We start from the raw sequence: 21641 nt of genomic DNA on the forward strand, positions 1-21641 counted from the left end.
CTCAATAATTGCATTAACAAGACGTCTTACTCCGCTGCGTCTCGGACATTTTATAAATATAAAGCTTAGTCTTACGACGGTCACTCAATTGCCATACTTCGCTCGGCTCAATATCCGGCACGGCAAAACTATTGGAGACCAAGACACTATTCGCTGGCATTTCCCGCACAGCCTTGCTCCATAATTCCGGCATCGGCTGCGGCGACAAAAACGCATAAACAAAATCATAGCTCGCCAAATCAGTTTTCCACAGATTTTGCGCCAAAACAGTGCCGTGACCGCCAAATACGCGCAACTTAGCGAGCAACAACGGGATCGGAGCGGTTTCTACACCAACCGATTCTTGTATCTTTGCCTGCTCGGCCATAAACCGGACATTACTGCCGTTACCACAGCCTAGGTCGATAAAACGTTGTAAATGGTATTCTTCAGCTATCTGCACCAAGGCTCGTCTAGTTGTTTGATTACTCAAATACAGCGGCACTCTCTCAAATACCGCGTTCTTAAACACCAAAATCAACAGTATAAACAAGCCCAGTGCCAGCAAAGGATTAACACCTGAACTTAAGGCAAAATAAAGACTTGGCGGCAGTACAATTTGAATCAGATACCACCAGCGCGGCATAACAAACAAGGTGGTAAACAAAGCGGCATATATCACCTGCAAAGCCAATAACAAACTATCAGCAAAAGGAGGCTCAACAAACTGCGCTAATAAGACTACCGTTATCGCCAGTAATAACAATCCTAAAAACTGTGCTAACAACGCCTTTGCTATCGCCGGAAATTTTTCAACAGAGAATAACTTCAAAGATCGCACCACCATTGCACCATAAAAAACTTTTTACGCACCAATTAAAAACAATAACCTGTACTGGAAAATTAAATTTCTAGAAAATAGCCGACTAAAAAAACGTAACAACATGAATTTAAAGAATATTTAGATAACATGGCACATTAAATGTTTACTACTGGACGAACTTTATATTCATTTTCATCAGAGAGGTTAGTATGAAACTGGTTGTTGCAATTATCAAACCTTTTAAACTTGATGACGTTCGTGAAGCGTTGCACAGCATTGATGTGCACGGCATGACTGTTACCGAGTCTAAAGGTTTCGGGCGCCAAAAAGGCCACACCGAAATTTACCGTGGTGCGGAATACGCAATTGAATTCCTACCAAAACTACGCGTTGAAATCGCCGTTGGCGATGATCAAGTCGAGAGCGTAATCGAAGCGGTCAGCAGTGCTGCGAAAACAGGCAAAATTGGCGACGGTAAGATTTTCGTCATGCCTCTTGAGCAAGCTGTCCGTATTCGTACCGAAGAATCTGGCGACATTGCACTGTAATAAAGGGGAAAAACAATGGAACAAATACTTCAAGTTAGTTACGCCCTAGACACCTTCTACTTCCTGATGTCTGGCGCGCTTGTTATGTGGATGGCGGCTGGTTTCGCCATGCTGGAAGCCGGTATGGTTCGTACCAAGAACACGACCGAAATCTTAGCGAAGAACGTTGGCCTATTCGCCATCGCTTGTATTATGTACATGCTAGTTGGTTACAACATCATGTACCCTGGTGAAGCAGTTTCTTCATTCTTCCCTGGCATCTCTTTCCTAGTTGGTGGTGACAATGCAGTTGCAGACGTTATCGCTGGTGGCGACGATGCTCCTTACTATTCAGCTATGTCTGACTTCTTCTTCCAAGTAGTATTCGTTGCAACGGCTATGTCAGTTGTATCGGGTGCGGTTGCTGAACGCATGAAGCTTATGTCTTTCTTCGTATTCGCAATCGTGTTCACTGCGGTGATCTACCCTATGCAAGGTTACTGGAAATGGGGCGGCGGTTTCCTAGACGGTCTAGGTTTCCTTGACTTCGCTGGATCTGGTGTTGTTCACATGGCTGGTGCAGCAGCAGCTCTAGCAGGTGTTATCCTTCTAGGTGCTCGTAAAGGCAAATACTCAGCAGACGGTGAATCACGAGCTATCCCAGGTGCAAACCTACCTCTAGCAACCCTAGGTACTTTCATCCTATGGCTAGGTTGGTTCGGTTTCAACGGTGGTTCTGAGCTTAAAATCTCAAACGTTGATGAAGCGAACGCAGTAGCACAAATCTTTGTAAACACGCTAATGGCAGCTGCTGGTGGTGTAATCGGTGCGCTAATCATGTCGAAAATCAAGTTCGGTAAAGCGGATCTAACAATGATGTTGAACGGTGCTCTAGCGGGTCTAGTTGCAATCACTGCTGAACCATTAACGCCTTCGGCACTAGAAGCAACACTAATCGGTCTAGTTGGCGGTATCATCGTAGTACTAGCTATCCTGATCGTTGACAAAACGTTCAAAATTGATGATCCAGTTGGTGCAATCTCAGTTCACGGTATCGTAGGTATCTTCGGTCTGATCGCAGTAACTTTCACTAACCCTGACGCTTCTATCGTAGCTCAGCTAACGGGTATCGCAGTGATCTTCGCTTGGGTATTCGTTACAAGCTTGATTGTCTGGGGAATCATCAAAGCGGTTATGGGCATCCGTATCTCTGAAGAAGATGAATACACAGGTGCTGACCAATCTGAATGCGGTATGGAAGCATACCCAGAGTTCACAAAATAATTAGGAACTCGATCAGAAGAATTTACCAAATTACTTGGTAACCTTTAAAACCCCGCGCAAGCGGGGTTTTTTATGCGTGATCGAAATGTTTTTTGCTTGAAGCAAATCAACAAATGCCTGCAAGCAGTATTCCTCTTTACCGATTTAGTTACAATAATAGCCATCACTTCTTGGAGACTTTTCTTATGACCAAAACCACCGCATGGTTACTCAGCGCATTACTAACGTTAGGTTTAAGCACACCAACAATCAGTATGGCCGAAGAGTCGCAATTTCCGGCTTACTCACCGAAATACAAGCAATTCGATCCCCCTGCCGAGAAAATTCCCAAATATTTTGCGATGGACAAGAACATTGTTAACTTTCAAGGCGAGGGTCAGGCAAAGTTTTTGGCCATTGATTTGAAGTTTATGAGCTATTATCCGCAGCTAGTAGAGGTGGAAATGGAGCATCTACGTCCGATTCTGAAAAACGATATTGACCGTGTTTTGCGTAGCCAAAAATTTAGTGATTTGAAAACGCCAGACGGCCCAGATGTATTACGAGAAGAGATTCTAAAAACGGCGCGCGAAATTCTTGAGAAACACCGTCTTTATCCAGATTTGCTAATTGATGTGTATCTGGAAAGATTTGTAATGCAATAGAAAGCAATCATTTCAGAGAGAATCAACTATCTCCCCAAATTACGCATTTTGAATAAAAAACTCAGCCAGCGCTCTTTGAAGGTTGGCTTCTCTTTTACCATATGCCCATAAACCAGCAATACCGCCTGTTCATGCGGGTTATAAAGCGGATGCTCTGACCAACTCATTAAATCGTTATAGGCCATTTCGCTGTCATGCGCCACCAATTGCCACGGCACGTACTCATCCCCCCCCTTAACGACCGGACCACTCGGCAAAATATCCAATACCAGTTTCTGGTCAATAATCACCGTTTCCGTTTTTCCGGACTCCATCCAAATACGAACAATTTCACCCTGCTGCAGTAGCGTGCCATACGGTAAAAACTGATACTTCGCCTGTAAGTTACCAACCGGATTATCCACCAATGGCGGCCCATCCGGAAAATTAAACTGGCAGTAACCCTTTGAACAACAAGACATTTCAGCACAACTCCTATGAAAACCACTGCAACAAGCGTACACTATCTAATAGAGAATTAATGTTTTACGTGGGAGATAATAACGATGGTCATCAACAGTTACAACTCTCTACCTATTCCCAGCTATAACAATACGCAGGCGGTAAATAGCAACAACCAAGCGATTGCATCCGGCTCGCAAGTTAACTCCGCAGCCGACAATGCCAGTGGTTTGGCTGTCATTAACGCCTTCACAACGCAAATCAACACTCAGGACATGGCTAGCCGTAATGCCATGGATGGAATCTCGCTTCTGCAAACCGCGGATGGCGCCTCTAGCTCAATTACTGCACAATTACAGCGCATGAACGAACTCGCTCTGCAAGCCAGTAACGGCACCTTAAATGATTCGCAACGGCAAATTCTCAACCAAGAATTCCAACAAAACCTGGCCGGTATTAATGAAATCGCACAAGGCACCACCTTTAACCAGCAGACGCTTTTAAACGGGGAACTGAATACATTAGACATTGCACTCGGCGAAACTTCTGCTACTTTGAGCTTGCCAAATTTGACTAGCGACGGTCTAGGTTTATCCGGTCTTTCCATCGACAACCCAAGTAATGCAGCAACGGTTCTACAAGGTTTGGGCAATGCCTTACAAAATATCAGCCAAGTTCGTAGCGAATTCGGTTCGCAACAAAACGGCTTATTGGCACAATACGACAACCTGCAATCACAAAACCTGAATGCGCAGGCTTCACGCAGCCAAATTAACGACACAGACTATGCACAAGCAGTGTCCGAACAAGTTCGGCAAAACATTCTGACTGATGCACAAATCAGCATGCAGGCACAAAGCAATCAAAGCCGCGCTTCAGTTCTACAACTTCTCAATACCTAGAGAATCATAGAATAAGCACCCATTGGCTGCAGCGAAGTGTTTGGACTTATTCTGCGACTCCCTAATCAACCAAAGTAAATCAAGCGGCGATTATTCGCCGCTTTTTTTGTTTACGCACTTTCAACTGACTTCTGTATGACAAGCCAATAAGGGATTGTTATAATCATTCGATTATTTTTTTCATGAAAAACTGCGCCTTAAGCTTCGCAGGAATTTACCTAAGGAAACACAAAACAAGTCCCCCTATGGACTTATTCTGATTTTCCCTAATTAACGAGCCAATTAAGAATTCTATGGATAAGCATTTCGACCCTAACGCAATTGAGACTAAGTGGTATCAGACTTGGGAAAACCAAGGTTACTTCAAGCCAAGCTACGACACCTCAGCCGACCCTTACAGCATTATGATTCCGCCGCCGAATGTCACCGGTTCATTGCATATGGGGCACGCTTTCCAAGACACCATTATGGATACGCTTATCCGCTTCAATCGTATGCGCGGTAAAAACACGCTTTGGCAGCCAGGCACCGACCACGCCGGTATCGCCACGCAAATGGTGGTAGAACGCCAATTAGCAGCACAAGGTCTGAGCCGTCATGATGTTGGTCGTGAAAAATTCATCGAAAAAGTTTGGGATTGGAAAGAAGAGTCCGGCGGTACCATTTTCAAACAGCTTCGTCGTCTAGGCGCATCCCCTGACTGGAGTCGTGAACGCTTCACTATGGATGAAGGCCTATCGAATGCCGTTAAAGAGGTATTCGTGCGCCTGTATGAAGAAGACCTAATCTATCGCGGCAAACGTCTGGTTAACTGGGATCCGGTACTGCACACAGCGGTTTCTGATCTTGAAGTTATCTCGGAAGAAGAGCAAGGCAATCTTTGGCACTTCAACTACCCATTGACTGACGGTTCCGGTCATCTAACGGTTGCCACGACTCGTCCGGAAACCATGCTAGGTGACCAGGCGGTTGCCGTTCACCCAGAAGACGAGCGCTATAAAGACTTAGTTGGCAAAACCATTACCCTACCGTTAGTCGGTCGTGAAATTCCGATTATCGCTGACGATTACGTCGATATGGAATTTGGAACCGGTTGTGTAAAAATCACCCCTGCTCACGATTTCAATGACTACGAAATGGGCAAACGCCACAATCTACCGATGCTGAACATCCTAACCGTGGATGCGGCAATTAACGACGAAGCGCCGGAAAAATACCGCGGCATGGATCGTTTTGAAGCACGTAAAGCCATCGTTGCTGATTTTGAAGAGCTTGGCCTACTAGATAGCATCAAACCGCATACGCTGATGGTGCCTCGCGGTGACCGTTCGCACTCGGTTATCGAACCCTTCCTAACCGACCAGTGGTATGTTGCCGTTGAAGAACTGGCGAAACCGGCAATCGACGCTGTGAAAAACGGTGATATCGAATTTGTACCAAAAAACTGGGAAAACACTTACTTCGAGTGGATGAACAATATCCAAGACTGGTGTATTTCTCGTCAAATCTGGTGGGGACACCGTATCCCGGCTTGGTACGACGAAAACGGTAATGTCTATGTTGGTCGTGACGAAAACGAAGTTCGCGAGAAAAACAGCATCTCTGCTGAGGTTAAACTTTCGCAAGATAACGACGTTCTAGATACTTGGTTCTCATCTGCGCTATGGACTTTTTCAACTCTTGGTTGGCCGGAGAAAACCAAAGAACTAGACATGTTCCACCCGTCTTCAGTATTAGTAACCGGTTTCGACATCATCTTCTTCTGGGTTGCTCGTATGATTATGATGACCTTGAAATTTACCGGCGAAGTACCATTTAAACAAGTTTATGTACACGGTCTGGTTCGTGATGGTGAAGGCCAGAAGATGTCGAAGTCAAAAGGTAATGTCCTTGACCCAATCGACTTGATTGATGGTATTCAGCTTGAAGACCTTGTCTCGAAACGTACTTACGGCATGATGCAGCCTGAAAAAGCCGCGAAGATTGAAAAATCTACGCGTCGCCAATTCCCGGATGGCATCGATCCTTACGGCACCGATGCGATTCGTTTCACTTTCGCCTCACTGGCTTCAACCGGTCGTGACATTCGCTTCGATTTACAACGTGCCGAAGGTTACCGTAACTTCTGTAACAAAATCTGGAATGCAACGCGCTACGTGTTGATGAACACGGAAGGTTTCGATACCGGTGTTGACGAAAGCCAGCCGTTTGAACTATCGCTAGCTGACCGTTGGATTACGTCGCGTCTACAACAAGTTGAAGCCGAAGTTCAGAAACATATCGACAGCTACCGTTTCGACCTGGCGGCCAACGCGATGTATGAATTCACTTGGAACGAGTACTGTGACTGGTATTTAGAGCTGGCGAAACCGATTTTGAATAAAGACTCTTCTGATGAAGCGAAACGCGGCACGCGTCGCACACTGGTACGAGTACTGGAAGCACTACTACGTATGATGCACCCGGTTATGCCATTCATTACCGAAGAAGCTTGGCAAGCGGTTGCACCGCTGGCAGGTAAAGACGGCAACACCATTATGTTGCAACCTTACCCGGAAGCAGACGAAAGCAAAATCGACGCGCAAGCAATTGCTGAATTGGAATGGGTTAAATCATTTATCGTCGGCGTGCGTAAAATCCGTTCAGAAATGGACATCGCACCAAGTAAGCCATTACCGGTTCTTCTGGCAAGTTTAAGCAAACAAGATACAACTTGGCTTGAAAACAACCGTCTATTCCTGCAAACTCTTGCTAAGCTGGAATCAATTGAAATATTGACTGATGAGGCAAATGCACCGGAATCAGCCGTTGCACTCGTTGGCGAAATGAAAGTTTTGATTCCTATGGCTGGTCTTATCGATAAAGATGCCGAAATGGCACGTTTAACCAAAGAAATCGATAAGCTCAAAGGCGAAATTAAACGCCTAAGCGGCAAACTAAACAACGAAAGCTTTGTTGCTAAAGCTCCAGAAGCGGTTGTTGCCAAAGAACGTGAAAAACTGGCCGAAAATGAAACTGCCCTAAATAACCTTGAGGCGCAATATGACAAAATTTCTAAACTTTAAGTTTTCTATGATTTTTAAACCTATAGCGATTGCTGCGAGCTTGAGTCTTGCGACTTTATTTGCTGGACACGCAAGCACTGCGGCGGCGGCAACAACGGTTGGTTATACCAACTATGTAACCGACTCCATTGATGTTCCGGTTCGTCGTGGTGCAGGTTATAAATTTAAGATTTCGCAAATGTTGAAATCAGGCACACCCGTTAAAATTTTAGAAGTCGATAAAGAGGGCTGGGTTCAGATTGAATACAGCAGAGGCTCAAAAACTTCACGTGGTTGGATGCCCTCTAGCATGTTACAAAACCAGCCTGTTGCTAAAGAACGTCTAAAAGAACAAATGGAAAAAACCAATCAAGTTGAAGAGAAATACAATGCTCTGAAGCTTGAATTGAATACGCTGAAAGAACGCTTCGATACCGCGAGCACAGAACTAAGTGCCATCAAACAAGACAAGTTTGAGACAACCCAGGAATTGGATCGTCTAAAAGCAATTTCAAGTAATGCAGTTGCTTTAGATGAAGAAAACAAAGCCATGAAACTTCGTCTTAATGAAACAGAAAGTCAAAACGCAATTATGCGCGAACAGATTGACCAAGCCGAAGATACCGTTAAACGCCAATGGTTCTTGACCGGCGGTGGCGTGCTTCTGCTTGGCTTACTTCTTGGTCGCTTCTTCCGCATGCCAACCAAGAAAAAACGCTGGGGTGAGCTGTAAAAGCCACTTTTACAACACTCATAAAAAATCCTGCAACTGCGGGATTTTTTTACCTCCGAGCGCTCTTTTATTACCCAAGAGGTTCATCCAAATGAACTTCAGTAACAACGCCTTCCGGCTCCACTACAACCGCACCCACAGCTCCATAGTTATTTGTGTCGCTTGTTTCCTCAGTGACCACATCCGTTTCCGAAAGCACGCAATTGAAAGCGACGCTGTACTCACCTGCTGGCAAATACCCAACTTCAAATTTATAGACAGCTTCTCCTTCATCGAAGCGAATAAGCGATGAAGTAAATTCTTCCATATCCGTTGGGATATCTGACGCCTGAGCATAACTCTCATTAAATACGTAAATAACAGGTGAAGCCGAATAACTATAATCCACTGTATCCACTGGAGCTGTACAGCTACTCATTAATGTAGCTCCAACAGTTCCAGAAATATGACCAATCGAGTCATCCTGTTCAATGCGCAAAACAGGTTTGAGTTTATATTCGCCATTACCTTGGACAACAATTGACTTACGCACATCGAAATCAACGGTAAATGCCGCCTCACCGGTATCCGGGACAATAATTTCACCTTTAACCTTCAGCCCAGTCTGAGATCCGCTAGGAATATCTAACTCAACTTCTGAACCATCATCTAAAACGATATACGAATCGAAAACACTATCTTCTACGGCATTCACATCTAACCGAAATTCAGTATAAGTTCCGGCCGAAAGCTCCTGCCCCGAGAGCAATGAGACACGCTGCGTTCCTTGTAAATCCAAAAGGTTTATATTTTTCGGTTCCGGGAATTCGATTGCAATCCAAGAAGACTCATCATCGACATCTTGACGAATTGCTACACCGGCAAACTGCACCCAGACCTCTTGAGCACTATCGATCGGTGCATCAGTCAGACTTACGCTCAAACTTCCAGTTCCATCACTAGAACCGCCCCCACAACCGGCAAGCATAAGCGCCGACAGTACAGGAAGCAAAATCCATTTCAAGGTTTTTACCATTACAGGCGTTATAAATAACATCAGACTCTCCTTGCAGACGCTTTGTCTCAAATAACTAAAAGTCAGATTACAAATTTGCTGATAGCAAAAACAGAGTAAAAGAATAATCCATTACAAAAACTCTTATTCAGAATCATTCTTATCTTCAGTACAATTCAATTACTTACCTAAACAGAACCGTTTTGTTTTACTATTTTAAATACTTGTTAATTAAATGGTTTCTGCCTTGGTTTAAACAATGAAATCAATTCAATGCCGCGGCAATAGACGCTGTAACGCCAAACAACAAAGAAACCAGCACGGTTTTATGTTCCTGCTGGTTTCGTTAATGTTGGTAATTGGTGCGGCAGCTTGGTTTACCAATATCGGCAAGCAACAAGCAAGTAGCATGAAAGTGGAGAGCGAAGACCGTAATCTATTGCAGTTACAAAAAATAAAACAGAAAATGCTCGCCTACTCCATTCTTACTCCAGAAATTTATGCGGATCAATCTCCCATACCGGGGCTTGGCTATTTTCCATGCCCAGACAAAGATGGCGACGGCAACGTAGACGAACCTTGCGGTTACGAATCGGCAGTTAACCAAACCTTTGTATACGGCCGAGTTCCAAGAGAAATTACAGGGCATTTTTTCTCTTTTATCGATGCCGACATTGACCAAGACCGTTTCTGGTATGCCGTCGATGCCCGCTTAGTCAGCTCTCATGGCCTCTATCAATTTGCAGGCAACCAACGTTTTAGTAATGTAAACCCTGATATGGAAAATGAGGTTAAAGACAACTCCAATCATGATGTTCCGCCTTTATTGCTAGACGGCAAAACAGAAATTGTGATGGTACTGTTTTATGCGGGCAATGCCCTGAGCGGGCAGAATCGACCAAGCAACCAAGTTGATGACTATCTAGAGCAGCCAACCGAGATCATTGGTCAAAACATTGATTTTACTTCTGCCGGCAGCTCAGGCACTTCTTTTAATGACTACGTATTAAGTATTACTCGTAGTGAATGGGAAGCGGCTATCTTGTCACGAGCTAGTCAAGATAACAATCCGCCGGATGCTGTGCCTGATTTGTGCGTAAGCCTAAATGACAACGCTCAGCATTGGTTTAATGAATGTGCCTATACCAATACGGCAACTCGGCCGATTTACCAGTGTGATGAAACCAGTTTCGACAACCTGACAGGGCAGAACTGGCGCTCACTGATTTGCCCATAGGAAATGTCAATGCAATTAACTGTTTTCAATGCCAAACGATTATGCAGAAAGAGAAAAAAAGCACAAGGATTCACCCTGCTTGAAATAACTATCGCGCTTGTAATCTTAGTCATTTTAACTATACAAATTGCCGATCTAAGCAAAATCAGCAGAGACTACGATTTAAACCGTACTAGTGCAGCTCAAGTCGGAGACGTTAAAAGCCTTTTACTCAGTTTCCTGCAAACCAATGGATACTTGCCTTGCCCTGATACCGATAACAACGGCTGGGAAAACCGTACCGGCAGCCAATGTGATGCGGCAAAAGGAAAACTTCCGCACTTAATGCTAGGCATTACCCAAAACGATGCCTCTTTCCAACCTTACTACTACCAAGTCAATGCAAGAACAACCAGTGCCGAGATAGACGACCCAATTAATTCTGCCAGTTTTTTTGGTACCAGCACGATACCCAATTTCAACTTAAGCACACCACCATCTGGTATCAATGCAGGTAACGGCAATATGGTAATCTGCGACGCCGCAGAATCGCAAAACTGTAATATTAGCACTGGAAGCGATCATTTCATTGAAGAAGCGGCTATTGCAGTTGTGGTCGCTTTTGGCAATAACAGCGTAAGCACATGGCAACAAATCAATAGCAACAGCATTCATATGGACGCTCCAGCTGAACAAGAAAATGCCGACGGTGACGCCTATTTCTGGCTTGCTAAACACAACTTCGCGGATGACAACCTTACATGGATTAATGGCTATGAAGCCAAATACACGCTATTACAATCCAGCTTTCAGCTCAATTAACTGGCAAGGACTGACTATGAAAACGGGAAAAACGACTCTCCAAAATGCCGGTTTCAGCCTACTGGAACTAACCATTGCCTTGGCCATTATCAGTATTATTGGCGGCGGTAGCCTAGTAGCTTACAGTGAATTTCATGACCATGCTAAATGGCAGGAATCGCAACGCAGTATCGCAGTCGTTAAAAAGGCAATCTTAAAGTTTAACGAACGCTATAAGTTTGTTCCCTGCCCCGCTCAAGATGAGAACGGCCTAGAATCACGCACAGTAAAAAAAGGCAAAATCCCTGCTATCCCGGCCATCCCCGCTATCCCTGCCAGACCGGGAACAGAAAGCCGACCAACCATTCCTGCTATTCCTGCTGTGCCGGCGCAAGGAGCAATCCCTAACATTAATGTCAGTACCTGCTCGGTAAATAGTGGCTATGTCCCATACGAAACGCTCGGTTTATCTCGTGCTGACGCTCAAGACAGCTGGGGAAACTTAATCATCTATGCCGTCGATCAAGGCGTAACAGATGAAGACCTCATGCTTGACTGTCCAAACCAAACCGCATGTTTCTTCAACCGCGACCCTATTCCCAGCCTACCACCCAATAAAGTTTATCCCGGCAGTGCTTTACCGGCCTATAACTCACAAACCTTACCGGTCGGCAGTAATTTAGGAGCACAAAATTTACAAATTTGCAGTAATAGCAGTTGCTCAGAACCCCTCTCAAATGGTCAAGTGGTTGTACTTTTAGCAAAAAATCAACGTAACTCAAATAGCTCAGACTTAGGGAGTGACGAACAAGAAAACCTAGATGGCGATCGAAAATTTATCCAGACACAATATAGTAAATCTTCTGCATACGATGACGTCATCCTGTCTATCGGTGCTTACGAATTGAAAAAAAACGATGAAATGAACAGCTATGAAATCGTCAACACAGTCAATAACAATCAAAACATCACATTAAAAAGCGGCGAAAATGTAATCGGCGGCGGCGCGGATAAAAGCATAGGTGACATCGGCGACAACAATCCATACAGCCACAACGTACAAACAGCGATTATCGGCCAAACGGTGAGTTTTGGCAGTGACTATGCAGGCAAAACCGTCGTTATGTCTCTGGACACCAAAGCCTATGGAACGTGGGATCAACCGAGCAGATGGGATCCCGGCTTGACCAGTGACCAGGCCTTTATCAGTGCTAATGGTTCTATTTTGGAAACATTAACTTATGATGCGACCCAAAATGACCATGATGGCTACTATAGCTATTATGATCCTGCTCAAGGTGGAGACGGTAGCTCAACCAACCGTACCGAAAAATATTGGGATGACACTCATGAGCTGGTTTTTCAGCTAGACGAGAATGGCGATGCCAATCTAGAGTTTGCTGTTGCCACCACCGGAACGGACGAACAAGTCGATTTCACAAACATCGAATTAATTGTCTATGACACCCCGCCACTTATCCCTAACTTTCCTAGCGTTAATGCAATTGACGGCATTGAGCAAACACAGGGGCTTGAATAATGAATACACAATCCTCTCGGTTGAAACAAAGCGGTTTTACCCTAGTCGAATTAACTCTAGTGGTCTTGATTTTAGGAATTATTTTTATTTATTTTTCTAATAATATGGGCGCAATAGGCCATGTGCAGAAAATCAAACAAAGCCAAAACCAGCTAAAAACGTTAAAAACCGAATTACTCAATTTTGGTAAAGCACATAAATATCTGCCCTGCCCTGATACGGATAACGATGGCTTGGAAAATCGTACGAATATGATTGTCGCGACCGAAACCCTCGATGTCTGCGATTCATCTTCCGGCACGGTTCCTTATCTGACCCTAGGCTTGCAGAAGGAAGCAATTACCGATAGCTGGAACAACCCAATCCGCTACGCCGTCAACACCGAAACAACAGACGGAGCCAAAGTCTGCGACAAACGAAGTTCCGCCAGCTTCTTTTGTACTCTAGCAGCTGATACCACCCCTTGGTTTAATATGACCGATACACCACCGAACAGTACAGATTCAGGTAGCGGGAATTACACCATTTGCAACCAAAAGACCGCTAGCTGTGATGCCTCAACATCCATGCAAGGCATTGACGTAAATACCGCCAGTATCGTTTTACTGGCTTACAATCAAGACGGCTCGCAGACTCTAAATAATTGCTCTGGACAAAATTTAGCCACAAAAGAAAACTGCGACAATGATCTATACTTTCATCAGGCGCAAGCCTACAACCAAGCGCAAAAATTTTTTGACGATAGCCTGCTTGGCATTAGTGGTTACGAGATCAAGGCCAGCCTTCTCGCCAATAACATAAACTGGGATAGCTATACGACAACAAGCAGCAGTTCTGGCCTAACACCTACTTATGAGGATTTTGACTTAACCGCCGATGATAATGTTCCAATTTCCAATAATCCTGATGAACAAGATGTCATCCTCATCAACCGCAATATGACCACCGATTTAGATTTAGGCGGAGGAGATGATTACCTTGCAATCGGCAACAATCTTGCGAGCACCGATTCTAATCCGAAACTGGATATGGGTGACGGTAACGATCAACTGTATATTGTTGGTACCGCAACGACCCCTATTTATCTCGGTGATGGCGATGATGCTTTTGTATTAGGAACGGATATGCAAAGTCAGGCTTTTACTGGGGATGGCAACGACAGAATCTGGATTCAAGGCAACATACTGGAAGGCTACGGCACTCGCCGAGGCAGAAAACGTTATATTTTGGAAATGGGGAATGGGGACGATATTCTTTGGGTCGGCAATAGCGAAGACCCGCAAAGCGGCCAAATTCAAAGCAATATTAAAGGCGATGACGGTTACGATATTTTAGTATTGGAACAAACTAGCAAAAGTGACTACCAAAACGATAGTACACTTCGAGACTTTGTGAATGAATTTGAACTCGTTATTTTCAAAGCCGATGACAACGGCAATCGAGAATATTTAGAGCTCAATTAGCGTACGCCTGAATGTTAAAAAAGCCATCTGCTAAAAGCAAGACGGCCTTTTAAAGTTTGCAACGGCAGCAAACTATTAGGAAAATGCAGAATAAGTCCAAATGGCTTCAACCACCTCTCTGAAGTCAATGGTGACTTATTCTGCGCTTCCCTAGGTTCCCTTAGTTATAAATTCTTGGAATCAACTTTTGCGATTCAACATAACCCGGTAGCAAAGCACCATCTTCTAAAATAATATTCGGTGTACCATTAATCTCTAATTCTCTTACGTATTGCATATGCTGATTAACCGGATTTTGGCAACTCTTTTTGTCAACCTCAGCCCCATTCATCAATTTATCCAGCGTTTCTGCCGGCTTTTCCGCACACCAAGCAGACACCGCTTTAAAGTAGGAATCCGTATTAGGGCCGCTTCTCGGAAACGCCAAGTAACGCACGGTAACACCGGCTTTATTTAGCGCTGGAATCTCCTTATGGAATTTACGGCAATATGGACAATCAATATCGGTAAAAACCGTAATCGTCGATTGTTTCGGAGCATTTTTATCGCTTGGGTACACCACCATAGATGACTCAGGAATCGAATCAATAATCGCCTTACGATCACCGTTTACTGCAGCAGCAGTCATATTCACACCTGTCTGCAAATCCATCATCTGTCCTTGCATAAGGTAGTTACCGTCGCCACTGACATAAATAATGTCAAAACCAAGCTTTACCTGATACAAATTATTAATCGGCGTGCTTTGAATATCCAAAGTTCCTACAGGACCGTTCAGTAACGGCTTCAATGCATTTTCAATAGACTGGCGCTCTTTTAAACCAACATCAGAGGCTTGAGCCGTAACCATAAAAGCCGAGCCGCTAATCAGCGTTACTGCCATCCATTTTGCAATTGATTTCATCAACTTATTTCCTTATTAAAAGTCCATATTGGGGCGAATTTAAAATTTTTCTCACTATACCACGCTCAAATCAATTTTTTAGTTAAAGAACCGCCAACAAAATGGATAAACTCTTAACTGTCTAAACGGAAAATGGATAATGATTTTATGAAAACCATATCTATTACATTTATATTGGTTGCTATAACCCTGCTAGTTTTAAACTATCAGCCAGATTCAGTTGAAGATGGGAATACCGATAGCCCTAAACAAGAGTTATTGCTATACAGCGGCATAACAATGGTTCGTCCATTGCAGAAACTTGCCGACCAATTCAGCGAGCAACATCATGTAAAAGTCAAGCTGGTTCAAGGAGCGTCCGGCTTTCTGTTTGACACTTTAACAAAGCAACAAAGTGGCGACATTTACTTTCCCGGTTCCCCAAATTTCCGTAAAAGCCATCTGCAAGAAAACTTGTTTGCCAGCTATGTTTTAGTCGGCTATAACCGTCTGGCAATCATTACCCCGAAAAACAATCCAAAACAACTCAAAGCGGATTTGAAGCAATTAACCAACCCAGAACTTTCGGTGGTAATCTCCTCGCCTGAAGCCAGCTCTGTCGGCCGCGCAACTGAGCTTGCCTTGCGCAAGCTCGGCATTGCTAACGCGGTTTATGAGAATGTCACCTATTTCACGACTGACTCACACCGAATTTTCACTGCAATACGCTCCGGGCATGCTGATATCGCAGTAAACTGGTATGCTACCTCTAAATGGCCAGAAACCGTTGATTACATGGACGCCCTAATTATCGACAATAAGATTTCACCAAAACGAGATCTAGAACTTAATTTATTACGCTTTTCCAAAAACCCTGAATTGGCACTTGAGTTTATGCGTTTTGCCAGCTCTCCGGCAGGGCTTCAAGTTTTTGCTGACTACGGTTTTCTAACGCCTGAGGAACAGCAACAATTTAAGCAAAACCCTCCCCAAATAATATCGTTGGATCAATAAATGCAGTCGAGAAAACATGAAGACAATTCGATTGTTAACCAAACCACTATCAACCTTTTCTTGTTGTTGACCATCTTTGTATTTGGCTTAGTTTCACAAACCATTTTGAATTTTCGTGTTGCTAACTATATTGCTGAATTGGATGCCGAAGTACGTAATGCCGAAATTGAAAATGTCATCGGCCAAGAAATTATTTTGGAAATTTACAAGCTCGAGTCGAGCTTCTTCCAAATGTCGACTTTCCCCAATATACATCTTCGCAATATTCTGCAAAATGAAATTAATGAAAATGCCAACGAAATAGAGCACGCTTTAAAAATTCTCAATATTGGCGGAACCTATAGCCACTACTTAGATTTGAATCTGCCAAACACACCAAAACAACAAGAAGTGCTGTATTACTCCCCTCTAAAGACCAATCAGTTCAGCTTTGTTGAAGCGGATATCATGCCGAAAATCAAACGAGTCTTTGAAAAAATTCAGCAGATCAATTCAACCCTCGACCAAATCGATCATTACCGTCTAACTAAAGACGATCGACTTTCCGACGCTCTATCGGAACTTAAATTGGAAGTAAAACTCTTTAAGCCGATTTTCCAACGTATCAAAGAAGATGCTAACCATATCATTCATAGCAACTCGATTAATTTTGCAAAAATTCGCTCTAAAGTTGAATCGCAGAAACTGTTTTATAAAAATCTGCAAATTTCTTTAACGCTGTTTTTACTTATCTTCGGGCTACTCGCTTTTTGGGCACTCAGTCGAAATATCCACCGCACCTCGGTAGAGATCGAAAATAGCCGTAACTACACTCAAGACATTCTTAATTCACAGGAAAACATCATCATTGTGAATGATGGAGAAAAACTGATCGATGCCAGTGGCGGTTTCTTCAATTTCTTTTCCGAATACGAAACCTTGGAAAGCTTCTCTAAAGATTACACCTGTATCTGCGACCTTTTTGTCAAAGAAGAAGGCTTGGTATATAAGTTTTCGGATAAAAACTGGATTGAATATCTTTTAGAAAATCCGAATGTCACGCATAAAGCCAAAATTGACTACCTTGGTAGCATACGTACATTCCAACTTTCCGCCCAAAAGTCCAACCGCTACCAACGCTATATCGTGTCACTCGTCGATATCACCAATCTGGAAAAGATTAACAACGACTTGAATATTGAGAAAAACAAAGCATTGGAAGCCACCAAGTCGAAAGGTGAATTCCTTGCCAATATGTCGCATGAAATCCGCACGCCTCTGAATGCAATTCTCGGCTTTATCGACCTGTTGAAAGGCAAAAAACTGGATAGTGAAAGCCAAAAATACCTCGATACAATCTCGCAATCGAGCCATACGCTTCTTGGAATCATTAACGACATTCTCGACCTAAGCAAAATCGAAAACGGCAAACTTGAAATTGACCGTAATGACTTTTCCCCAAAAATTGAATTCAATAACGTTGCCGACCTGTTCCGCGCACGCTGTAGCGAGAAAAACATTACCTTTAAAGTAGAGTTTACCGGTGACTTACCGGATATTCTGCACTCTGATGCCTTACGTCTTAAACAGGTCATTTCCAACCTGTTGTCAAACGCAGTTAAATTCACTGATTCAGGCAAAAATATCGACTTAATGATCGATTACAGCCCGGGGTGGCTACGCATTGCCATTAAAGATCAAGGCATCGGCATGAGTCGAGAAGCGCAGGAGAAAATTTTCGAAGCATTTACCCAAGCAGAAACCTCAACCACCCGCACCTACGGCGGCACCGGTTTAGGACTCACCATTAGTGCACGCTTGGTTGAAATGCTTGGCGGCAATCTAAAGGTAACCTCCAAACTTGGAGAAGGCAGTACCTTCTACTTCAGCATTCCAGTACAAGCTGCCCAGCAGAAAGTCCAAGAAAAAACGAATGCCACTGACAACATTGAAGAAGTAAACTTCAGCGGCGAGATTCTTCTTGTTGAAGACAACCTTACCAACCAAATGTTAATGAAAGCCATTCTGAAAAAACTCAACTTAAACTGCGACTTAGCTAATGACGGACTAGAAGCGGTTGAAGCCGTTAAAAACAAACGCTACGACTTGATTTTAATGGATGAGAACATGCCGAATTTAAACGGTATCGAAGCCACTAAACAAATTCGCATCTATGAACAGAAAGAACAAATCGAGCCGCAAGCCATAGTTGCTTTGACCGCCAACGCCATGACCGGCGACCGAGAACGATTTATCTCTGCCGGCATGGATGACTACTTAACCAAACCAATCAATATGCCGGAATTGAAACGCGTTTTCGCGGAAGTTTTAGTTAAAGTCTAATCAGCCTCGCGGATGATGTTGCTGATGCAAGCTTTGTAATCGAGCCTTGGCAACATGTGTATAGATTTGCGTGGTTGATAGATCACTATGCCCTAACAACAACTGAACACTGCGTAAATCGGCACCATGGTTCAATAAATGCGTGGCAAACGCATGCCGTAAACCGTGCGGCGACAAATCACTGAAAATACCGACCGACTCAGCCAAGTTACGCACTCGGTGCCATAATGTCTGGCGAGTCATCTGCCGACCTAAGCGCGAAACAAATAACGTCGACGCGACTTTTTTGCCAAGCAACTCCGCCCGTGCACCTTGCAAATACCTTTGTAACCAATAAGCCGCCTCTTCGCCAATCGGCACAATGCGCTCTTTAGCGCCTTTACCGGTAACTTGCACCATACCGGCATTTAAATTCAGCTGCTCAAATGGCAACTCAACCACTTCCGAGACACGTAAACCGGAGGCATACATCAATTCCAAAATCGCGCGATCACGTAATCCTAAAGCCGTACCTAAATCCGGTGCATCCAGTAGATCATCAATTTGCGATTCACTTAACACTTTCGGGATTTTCCGCTCTGCTTTTGGTGCAACGACTTGTTGTACCGGATTCGAATCCAACAGTTTTTGTTGCTGTGCCCACAGATACAATCGCTTTACCGAACTTAATAAACGTGCATTGGAAGCGGCTTTGCGTTCAGAACTTAAATCAAGAATAAAGTCTTCTAACTGTTCATTCTGCAAGTTTTGCCAAGCTAGTTTTTGTTGCTCCAACCAAGCGATAAACTTATTTAAGTCCGTGCGATAAGCCGCCAAGGTATTGGTGCTTAAACCTTGATTGAATTGTAAAAAATGCAAAAATTCCGCCAAAGGAACCGGTGTCGACATCAAAGCCTCCAACAAACTTAATTAGCAGCAGTATAGCAATTATTCAGTAGGCATAAAAAAACCCCGCCAAAATCAATTTGGCAGGGTTTTCTCGTAACGCTGCGGCACTTACATGCCGCAAGGCGAAACAGCTTATACTTTTTCTTTGATACGAGCCGCTTTACCAGATAGGTTACGTAGGTAGTATAGTTTCGCACGACGAACTGCACCACGACGTTTAACAGTTACGCTGTCAACTAGTGGGCTGTAAGTTTGGAAAGTACGTTCTACACCAACACCGTGAGAGATTTTACGCACGATGAAGTTAGAGTTTAGGCCGCGGTTTTTCTTCGCGATAACAACACCTTCATATGCCTGAAGACGTTCGTTTTTACCTTCTACAACTTTAACTTGAACAACAACAGTATCACCCGGTGCAAACGCAGGGATTTCTTTAGTCATTTGTTCAGCTTCAATTTTTTTAATGATATCGCTCATTTTAAGCTTCTCCATTGTGGTTCTTTTTGAACCGCAGAGGTTTTGCCTCTGTTAATTTTATCCAACTTTAGGAACACCAAAATAATGTCAGAGGTTGAATCCGAATTGTCACTTCATTTAACCCTGAAGCAAGATTTACTGATCAAGTAAATCCGGGCGTCGTTGCTGGGTACGCAACAACTTTTGTTCGTGACGCCAAGCGTCGATGTGAGCATGATTACCACCAAGCAAAACATCCGGCACTTTCATCCCGTTAATCTCTTCAGGACGAGTGTAGTGCGGACAGTCAAGCAAGCCATCCGAAAAGGAATCTTGCTCGGCTGATTGCGCATGACCCAATGCACCTGGAATCAAACGAATCGCTGAATCCATTAACATCATGGCCGGTAACTCACCGCCACTGACGATAAAATCGCCAATGCAAATTTCTTCATCGACCTCGGTTTCCAGCAAACGCTCGTCGATGCCCTCATAACGACCGCATAATAAGGTCACTGAAGCCATCTGCGCTAACTGAGCCACCTTCTCTTGAGTTAGCGGCTTACCTTGCGGCGATAAATACACCACATGCGGTTTTGTTTGCTGGTCGCTTTTAATCGCGTCCAGCGTGTCTTTGAGCGGCTGATACATCATTACCATTCCCGGACCACCGCCGTAAGGACGGTCATCCACGGTTTTATGACGATCATGAGTAAACTCGCGTGGATTCCAGGTATTAAGCTGATACAGCTCTTTTTGAATCGCACGTCGGCTTACACCCGACTCGGTTAACGCACTAAACATCTCCGGAAAGAGCGTGATGACATCAAATCTCACTCTGACTCTTCCGCTTGCCAATCCACTTTAATTTGCTTATTAGCAATATCGATGTCGATAATGAACTCTTCCCAAACAAATGGAATCAGTTCGTCAGTCGCGCCTTTGACACGTAAAACATCATGGGCACCTGTCTCGACTAGATTGACAACTTCACCTAAGTTTTCACCTTCAAGGTTAATCACTTGGCAGCCAATCAAATCGATCCAGTAAAATTCGTTCTCGTCTTGTTCTAGCGCAGCACGATCAATGGCGATTGGACATCCCATAAATTCACGTGCAATATCGCGATCACCGATCAAGTCAAGTTTGGCAACCAGTGCTTTACCACCGTTTTGCCCTTTGAAGCCCTCTACTTTGACTTCACGCCACTCGCCTTTGTGTTCAATCCACCAAGGCGAATAGCTAAAAATATTTTCACGAGGTTCAGTATCCGAGTAAATCTTTACCCAGCCTTGAACCCCGAAAACACCGTTAATTTGACCAACAGGCAAGAGATTGTCTGGTGTTACCGCCATAAATTTACCTGCCAGTTTTATCAATTAACCGTTTTTAAGAACGCTCTTAACGCGATCTGACATTTGCGCGCCTTTTGCAACCCAAGCGTCAACTGCCGCCTGATCAACACGTAGCTTTTCTTCTTGGCCACGAGCAACTGGGTTGTAGAAACCAACCTGTTCAATGAAACGACCAGTCGCGCTGAAACGCTGATCAGCAACAACTAGTTTGTAAAAAGGACGCTTTTTAGAACCACCACGGGCCAAACGAATAACTACCATAATTATTTCCTTGTATTAATCAGGCGATGAGTGGAAATCCACCCAACAAATTCTTCTATTAAAAATGACAC

The 21641-nt window shown here is 44.0% G+C and carries 21 protein-coding genes; 12 read left to right on the forward strand and 9 right to left on the reverse strand.

What is annotated here, in order from left to right:
• Positions 1 to 13 precede the first annotated feature (13 nt).
• Positions 14 to 811 carry a class I SAM-dependent methyltransferase gene (locus tag J3998_RS01545; protein WP_243750546.1) on the reverse strand — a complete coding sequence of 266 codons (798 nt, stop codon included), beginning with the start codon at positions 809 to 811 and terminating at the stop codon, positions 14 to 16.
• A 200-nt stretch (positions 812 to 1011) separates the two neighbouring features.
• On the opposite strand from J3998_RS01545, the gene J3998_RS01550 reads away from it, so the two are divergent.
• The 3 genes from J3998_RS01550 (at position 1012) to J3998_RS01560 (ending at position 3257) form a co-directional block, all read left to right on the forward strand.
• On the forward strand, positions 1012 to 1350 hold the full coding sequence (locus J3998_RS01550; protein WP_208146824.1) for a P-II family nitrogen regulator: 339 nt from the start codon (positions 1012 to 1014) through the stop codon (positions 1348 to 1350).
• Positions 1351 to 1365: 15 nt separating this feature from the next.
• Positions 1366 to 2613, forward strand: a complete 1248-nt coding sequence (locus tag J3998_RS01555; RefSeq protein WP_208146826.1) for an ammonium transporter — start codon at positions 1366 to 1368, stop codon at positions 2611 to 2613.
• 185 nt (positions 2614 to 2798) lie between these two features.
• Complete coding sequence (locus J3998_RS01560; RefSeq protein WP_243750547.1) at positions 2799 to 3257, forward strand: flagellar basal body-associated FliL family protein; 459 nt, start codon at positions 2799 to 2801, stop codon at positions 3255 to 3257.
• A 26-nt stretch (positions 3258 to 3283) separates the two neighbouring features.
• Here the strand turns inward: J3998_RS01560 and J3998_RS01565 are convergent, their stop codons facing one another.
• The gene (locus tag J3998_RS01565) at positions 3284 to 3718 is read right to left on the reverse strand and encodes a hypothetical protein (protein WP_208146830.1); all 435 of its coding nucleotides are present in this window, start codon (positions 3716 to 3718) and stop codon (positions 3284 to 3286) included.
• Positions 3719 to 3802: 84 nt separating this feature from the next.
• On the opposite strand from J3998_RS01565, the gene J3998_RS01570 reads away from it, so the two are divergent.
• The 3 genes from J3998_RS01570 to J3998_RS01580 all read left to right on the forward strand — a co-directional run bounded on the left by J3998_RS01570 (position 3803) and on the right by J3998_RS01580 (position 8377).
• Entirely contained in the window at positions 3803 to 4600 is a 798-nt protein-coding gene (locus J3998_RS01570; protein ID WP_208146833.1) for a flagellin N-terminal helical domain-containing protein, read from the forward strand.
• Positions 4601 to 4893: 293 nt separating this feature from the next.
• A complete protein-coding gene (locus J3998_RS01575; RefSeq protein WP_208146845.1) occupies positions 4894 to 7665 on the forward strand; it encodes a valine--tRNA ligase in 2772 nt (923 codons plus the stop codon).
• Positions 7666 to 7672: 7 nt separating this feature from the next.
• The gene (locus J3998_RS01580; protein ID WP_243750548.1) at positions 7673 to 8377 is read left to right on the forward strand and encodes a TIGR04211 family SH3 domain-containing protein; all 705 of its coding nucleotides are present in this window, start codon (positions 7673 to 7675) and stop codon (positions 8375 to 8377) included.
• A gap of 70 nt (positions 8378 to 8447) precedes the next feature.
• Here the strand turns inward: J3998_RS01580 and J3998_RS01585 are convergent, their stop codons facing one another.
• Entirely contained in the window at positions 8448 to 9413 is a 966-nt protein-coding gene (locus J3998_RS01585) for a DUF4382 domain-containing protein (RefSeq protein WP_208146849.1), read from the reverse strand.
• Between the two features lie 217 nt (positions 9414 to 9630).
• Here J3998_RS01585 and J3998_RS01590 point away from each other — a divergent pair, with 217 nt between their 5' ends.
• From J3998_RS01590 to J3998_RS01605, 4 genes are read left to right on the forward strand one after another with little or no spacing between them, the layout of a single operon-like run.
• A complete protein-coding gene (locus J3998_RS01590) occupies positions 9631 to 10608 on the forward strand; it encodes a hypothetical protein (RefSeq protein ID WP_208146851.1) in 978 nt (325 codons plus the stop codon).
• Between the two features lie 9 nt (positions 10609 to 10617).
• A complete protein-coding gene (locus J3998_RS01595) occupies positions 10618 to 11409 on the forward strand; it encodes a type II secretion system protein (protein ID WP_208146853.1) in 792 nt (263 codons plus the stop codon).
• The gene (locus J3998_RS01600; protein ID WP_208146855.1) at positions 11363 to 12928 is read left to right on the forward strand and encodes a type II secretion system protein; all 1566 of its coding nucleotides are present in this window, start codon (positions 11363 to 11365) and stop codon (positions 12926 to 12928) included. Before J3998_RS01595 ends, J3998_RS01600 begins: the two co-directional genes overlap by 47 nt.
• The gene (locus J3998_RS01605; protein ID WP_208146857.1) at positions 12928 to 14391 is read left to right on the forward strand and encodes a type II secretion system protein; all 1464 of its coding nucleotides are present in this window, start codon (positions 12928 to 12930) and stop codon (positions 14389 to 14391) included. The genes J3998_RS01600 and J3998_RS01605 overlap by 1 nt, the downstream gene beginning before the upstream one ends.
• 160 nt (positions 14392 to 14551) lie before the next feature.
• Here J3998_RS01605 and J3998_RS01610 read toward each other — a convergent pair whose 3' ends face one another.
• The gene (locus J3998_RS01610) at positions 14552 to 15295 is read right to left on the reverse strand and encodes a DsbC family protein (protein ID WP_208146859.1); all 744 of its coding nucleotides are present in this window, start codon (positions 15293 to 15295) and stop codon (positions 14552 to 14554) included.
• A 147-nt stretch (positions 15296 to 15442) separates the two neighbouring features.
• Here J3998_RS01610 and J3998_RS01615 point away from each other — a divergent pair, with 147 nt between their 5' ends.
• Positions 15443 to 16288: a substrate-binding domain-containing protein gene (locus J3998_RS01615; RefSeq protein ID WP_208146862.1), complete on the forward strand. Its 846-nt coding sequence runs from the start codon at positions 15443 to 15445 to the stop codon at positions 16286 to 16288.
• Complete coding sequence (locus J3998_RS01620; RefSeq protein ID WP_208146864.1) at positions 16289 to 18610, forward strand: ATP-binding protein; 2322 nt, start codon at positions 16289 to 16291, stop codon at positions 18608 to 18610.
• On the opposite strand, the gene xerD is transcribed toward J3998_RS01620, so the two are convergent.
• The 5 genes from xerD to rpsP all read right to left on the reverse strand — a co-directional run bounded on the left by xerD (position 18611) and on the right by rpsP (position 21570).
• Positions 18611 to 19498, reverse strand: a complete 888-nt coding sequence (gene xerD, locus J3998_RS01625; protein ID WP_208146866.1) for a site-specific tyrosine recombinase XerD — start codon at positions 19496 to 19498, stop codon at positions 18611 to 18613. It lies immediately after the preceding gene.
• Between the two features lie 132 nt (positions 19499 to 19630).
• Positions 19631 to 19975 carry a 50S ribosomal protein L19 gene (gene rplS / locus J3998_RS01630; RefSeq protein ID WP_208146876.1) on the reverse strand — a complete coding sequence of 115 codons (345 nt, stop codon included), beginning with the start codon at positions 19973 to 19975 and terminating at the stop codon, positions 19631 to 19633.
• A gap of 135 nt (positions 19976 to 20110) precedes the next feature.
• Positions 20111 to 20791 carry a tRNA (guanosine(37)-N1)-methyltransferase TrmD gene (gene trmD, locus J3998_RS01635; protein WP_208146889.1) on the reverse strand — a complete coding sequence of 227 codons (681 nt, stop codon included), beginning with the start codon at positions 20789 to 20791 and terminating at the stop codon, positions 20111 to 20113.
• Complete coding sequence (gene rimM, locus J3998_RS01640; RefSeq protein ID WP_208146891.1) at positions 20788 to 21309, reverse strand: ribosome maturation factor RimM; 522 nt, start codon at positions 21307 to 21309, stop codon at positions 20788 to 20790. The genes trmD and rimM overlap by 4 nt, the downstream gene beginning before the upstream one ends.
• Positions 21310 to 21333: 24 nt before the next feature.
• Positions 21334 to 21570, reverse strand: a complete 237-nt coding sequence (gene rpsP / locus J3998_RS01645) for a 30S ribosomal protein S16 (protein WP_208146901.1) — start codon at positions 21568 to 21570, stop codon at positions 21334 to 21336.
• Positions 21571 to 21641 lie beyond the last annotated feature (71 nt).

This window comes from Thiomicrorhabdus marina (genome assembly GCF_017571465.1).
GTDB lineage: Bacteria > Pseudomonadota > Gammaproteobacteria > Thiomicrospirales > Thiomicrospiraceae > Thiomicrorhabdus > Thiomicrorhabdus marina.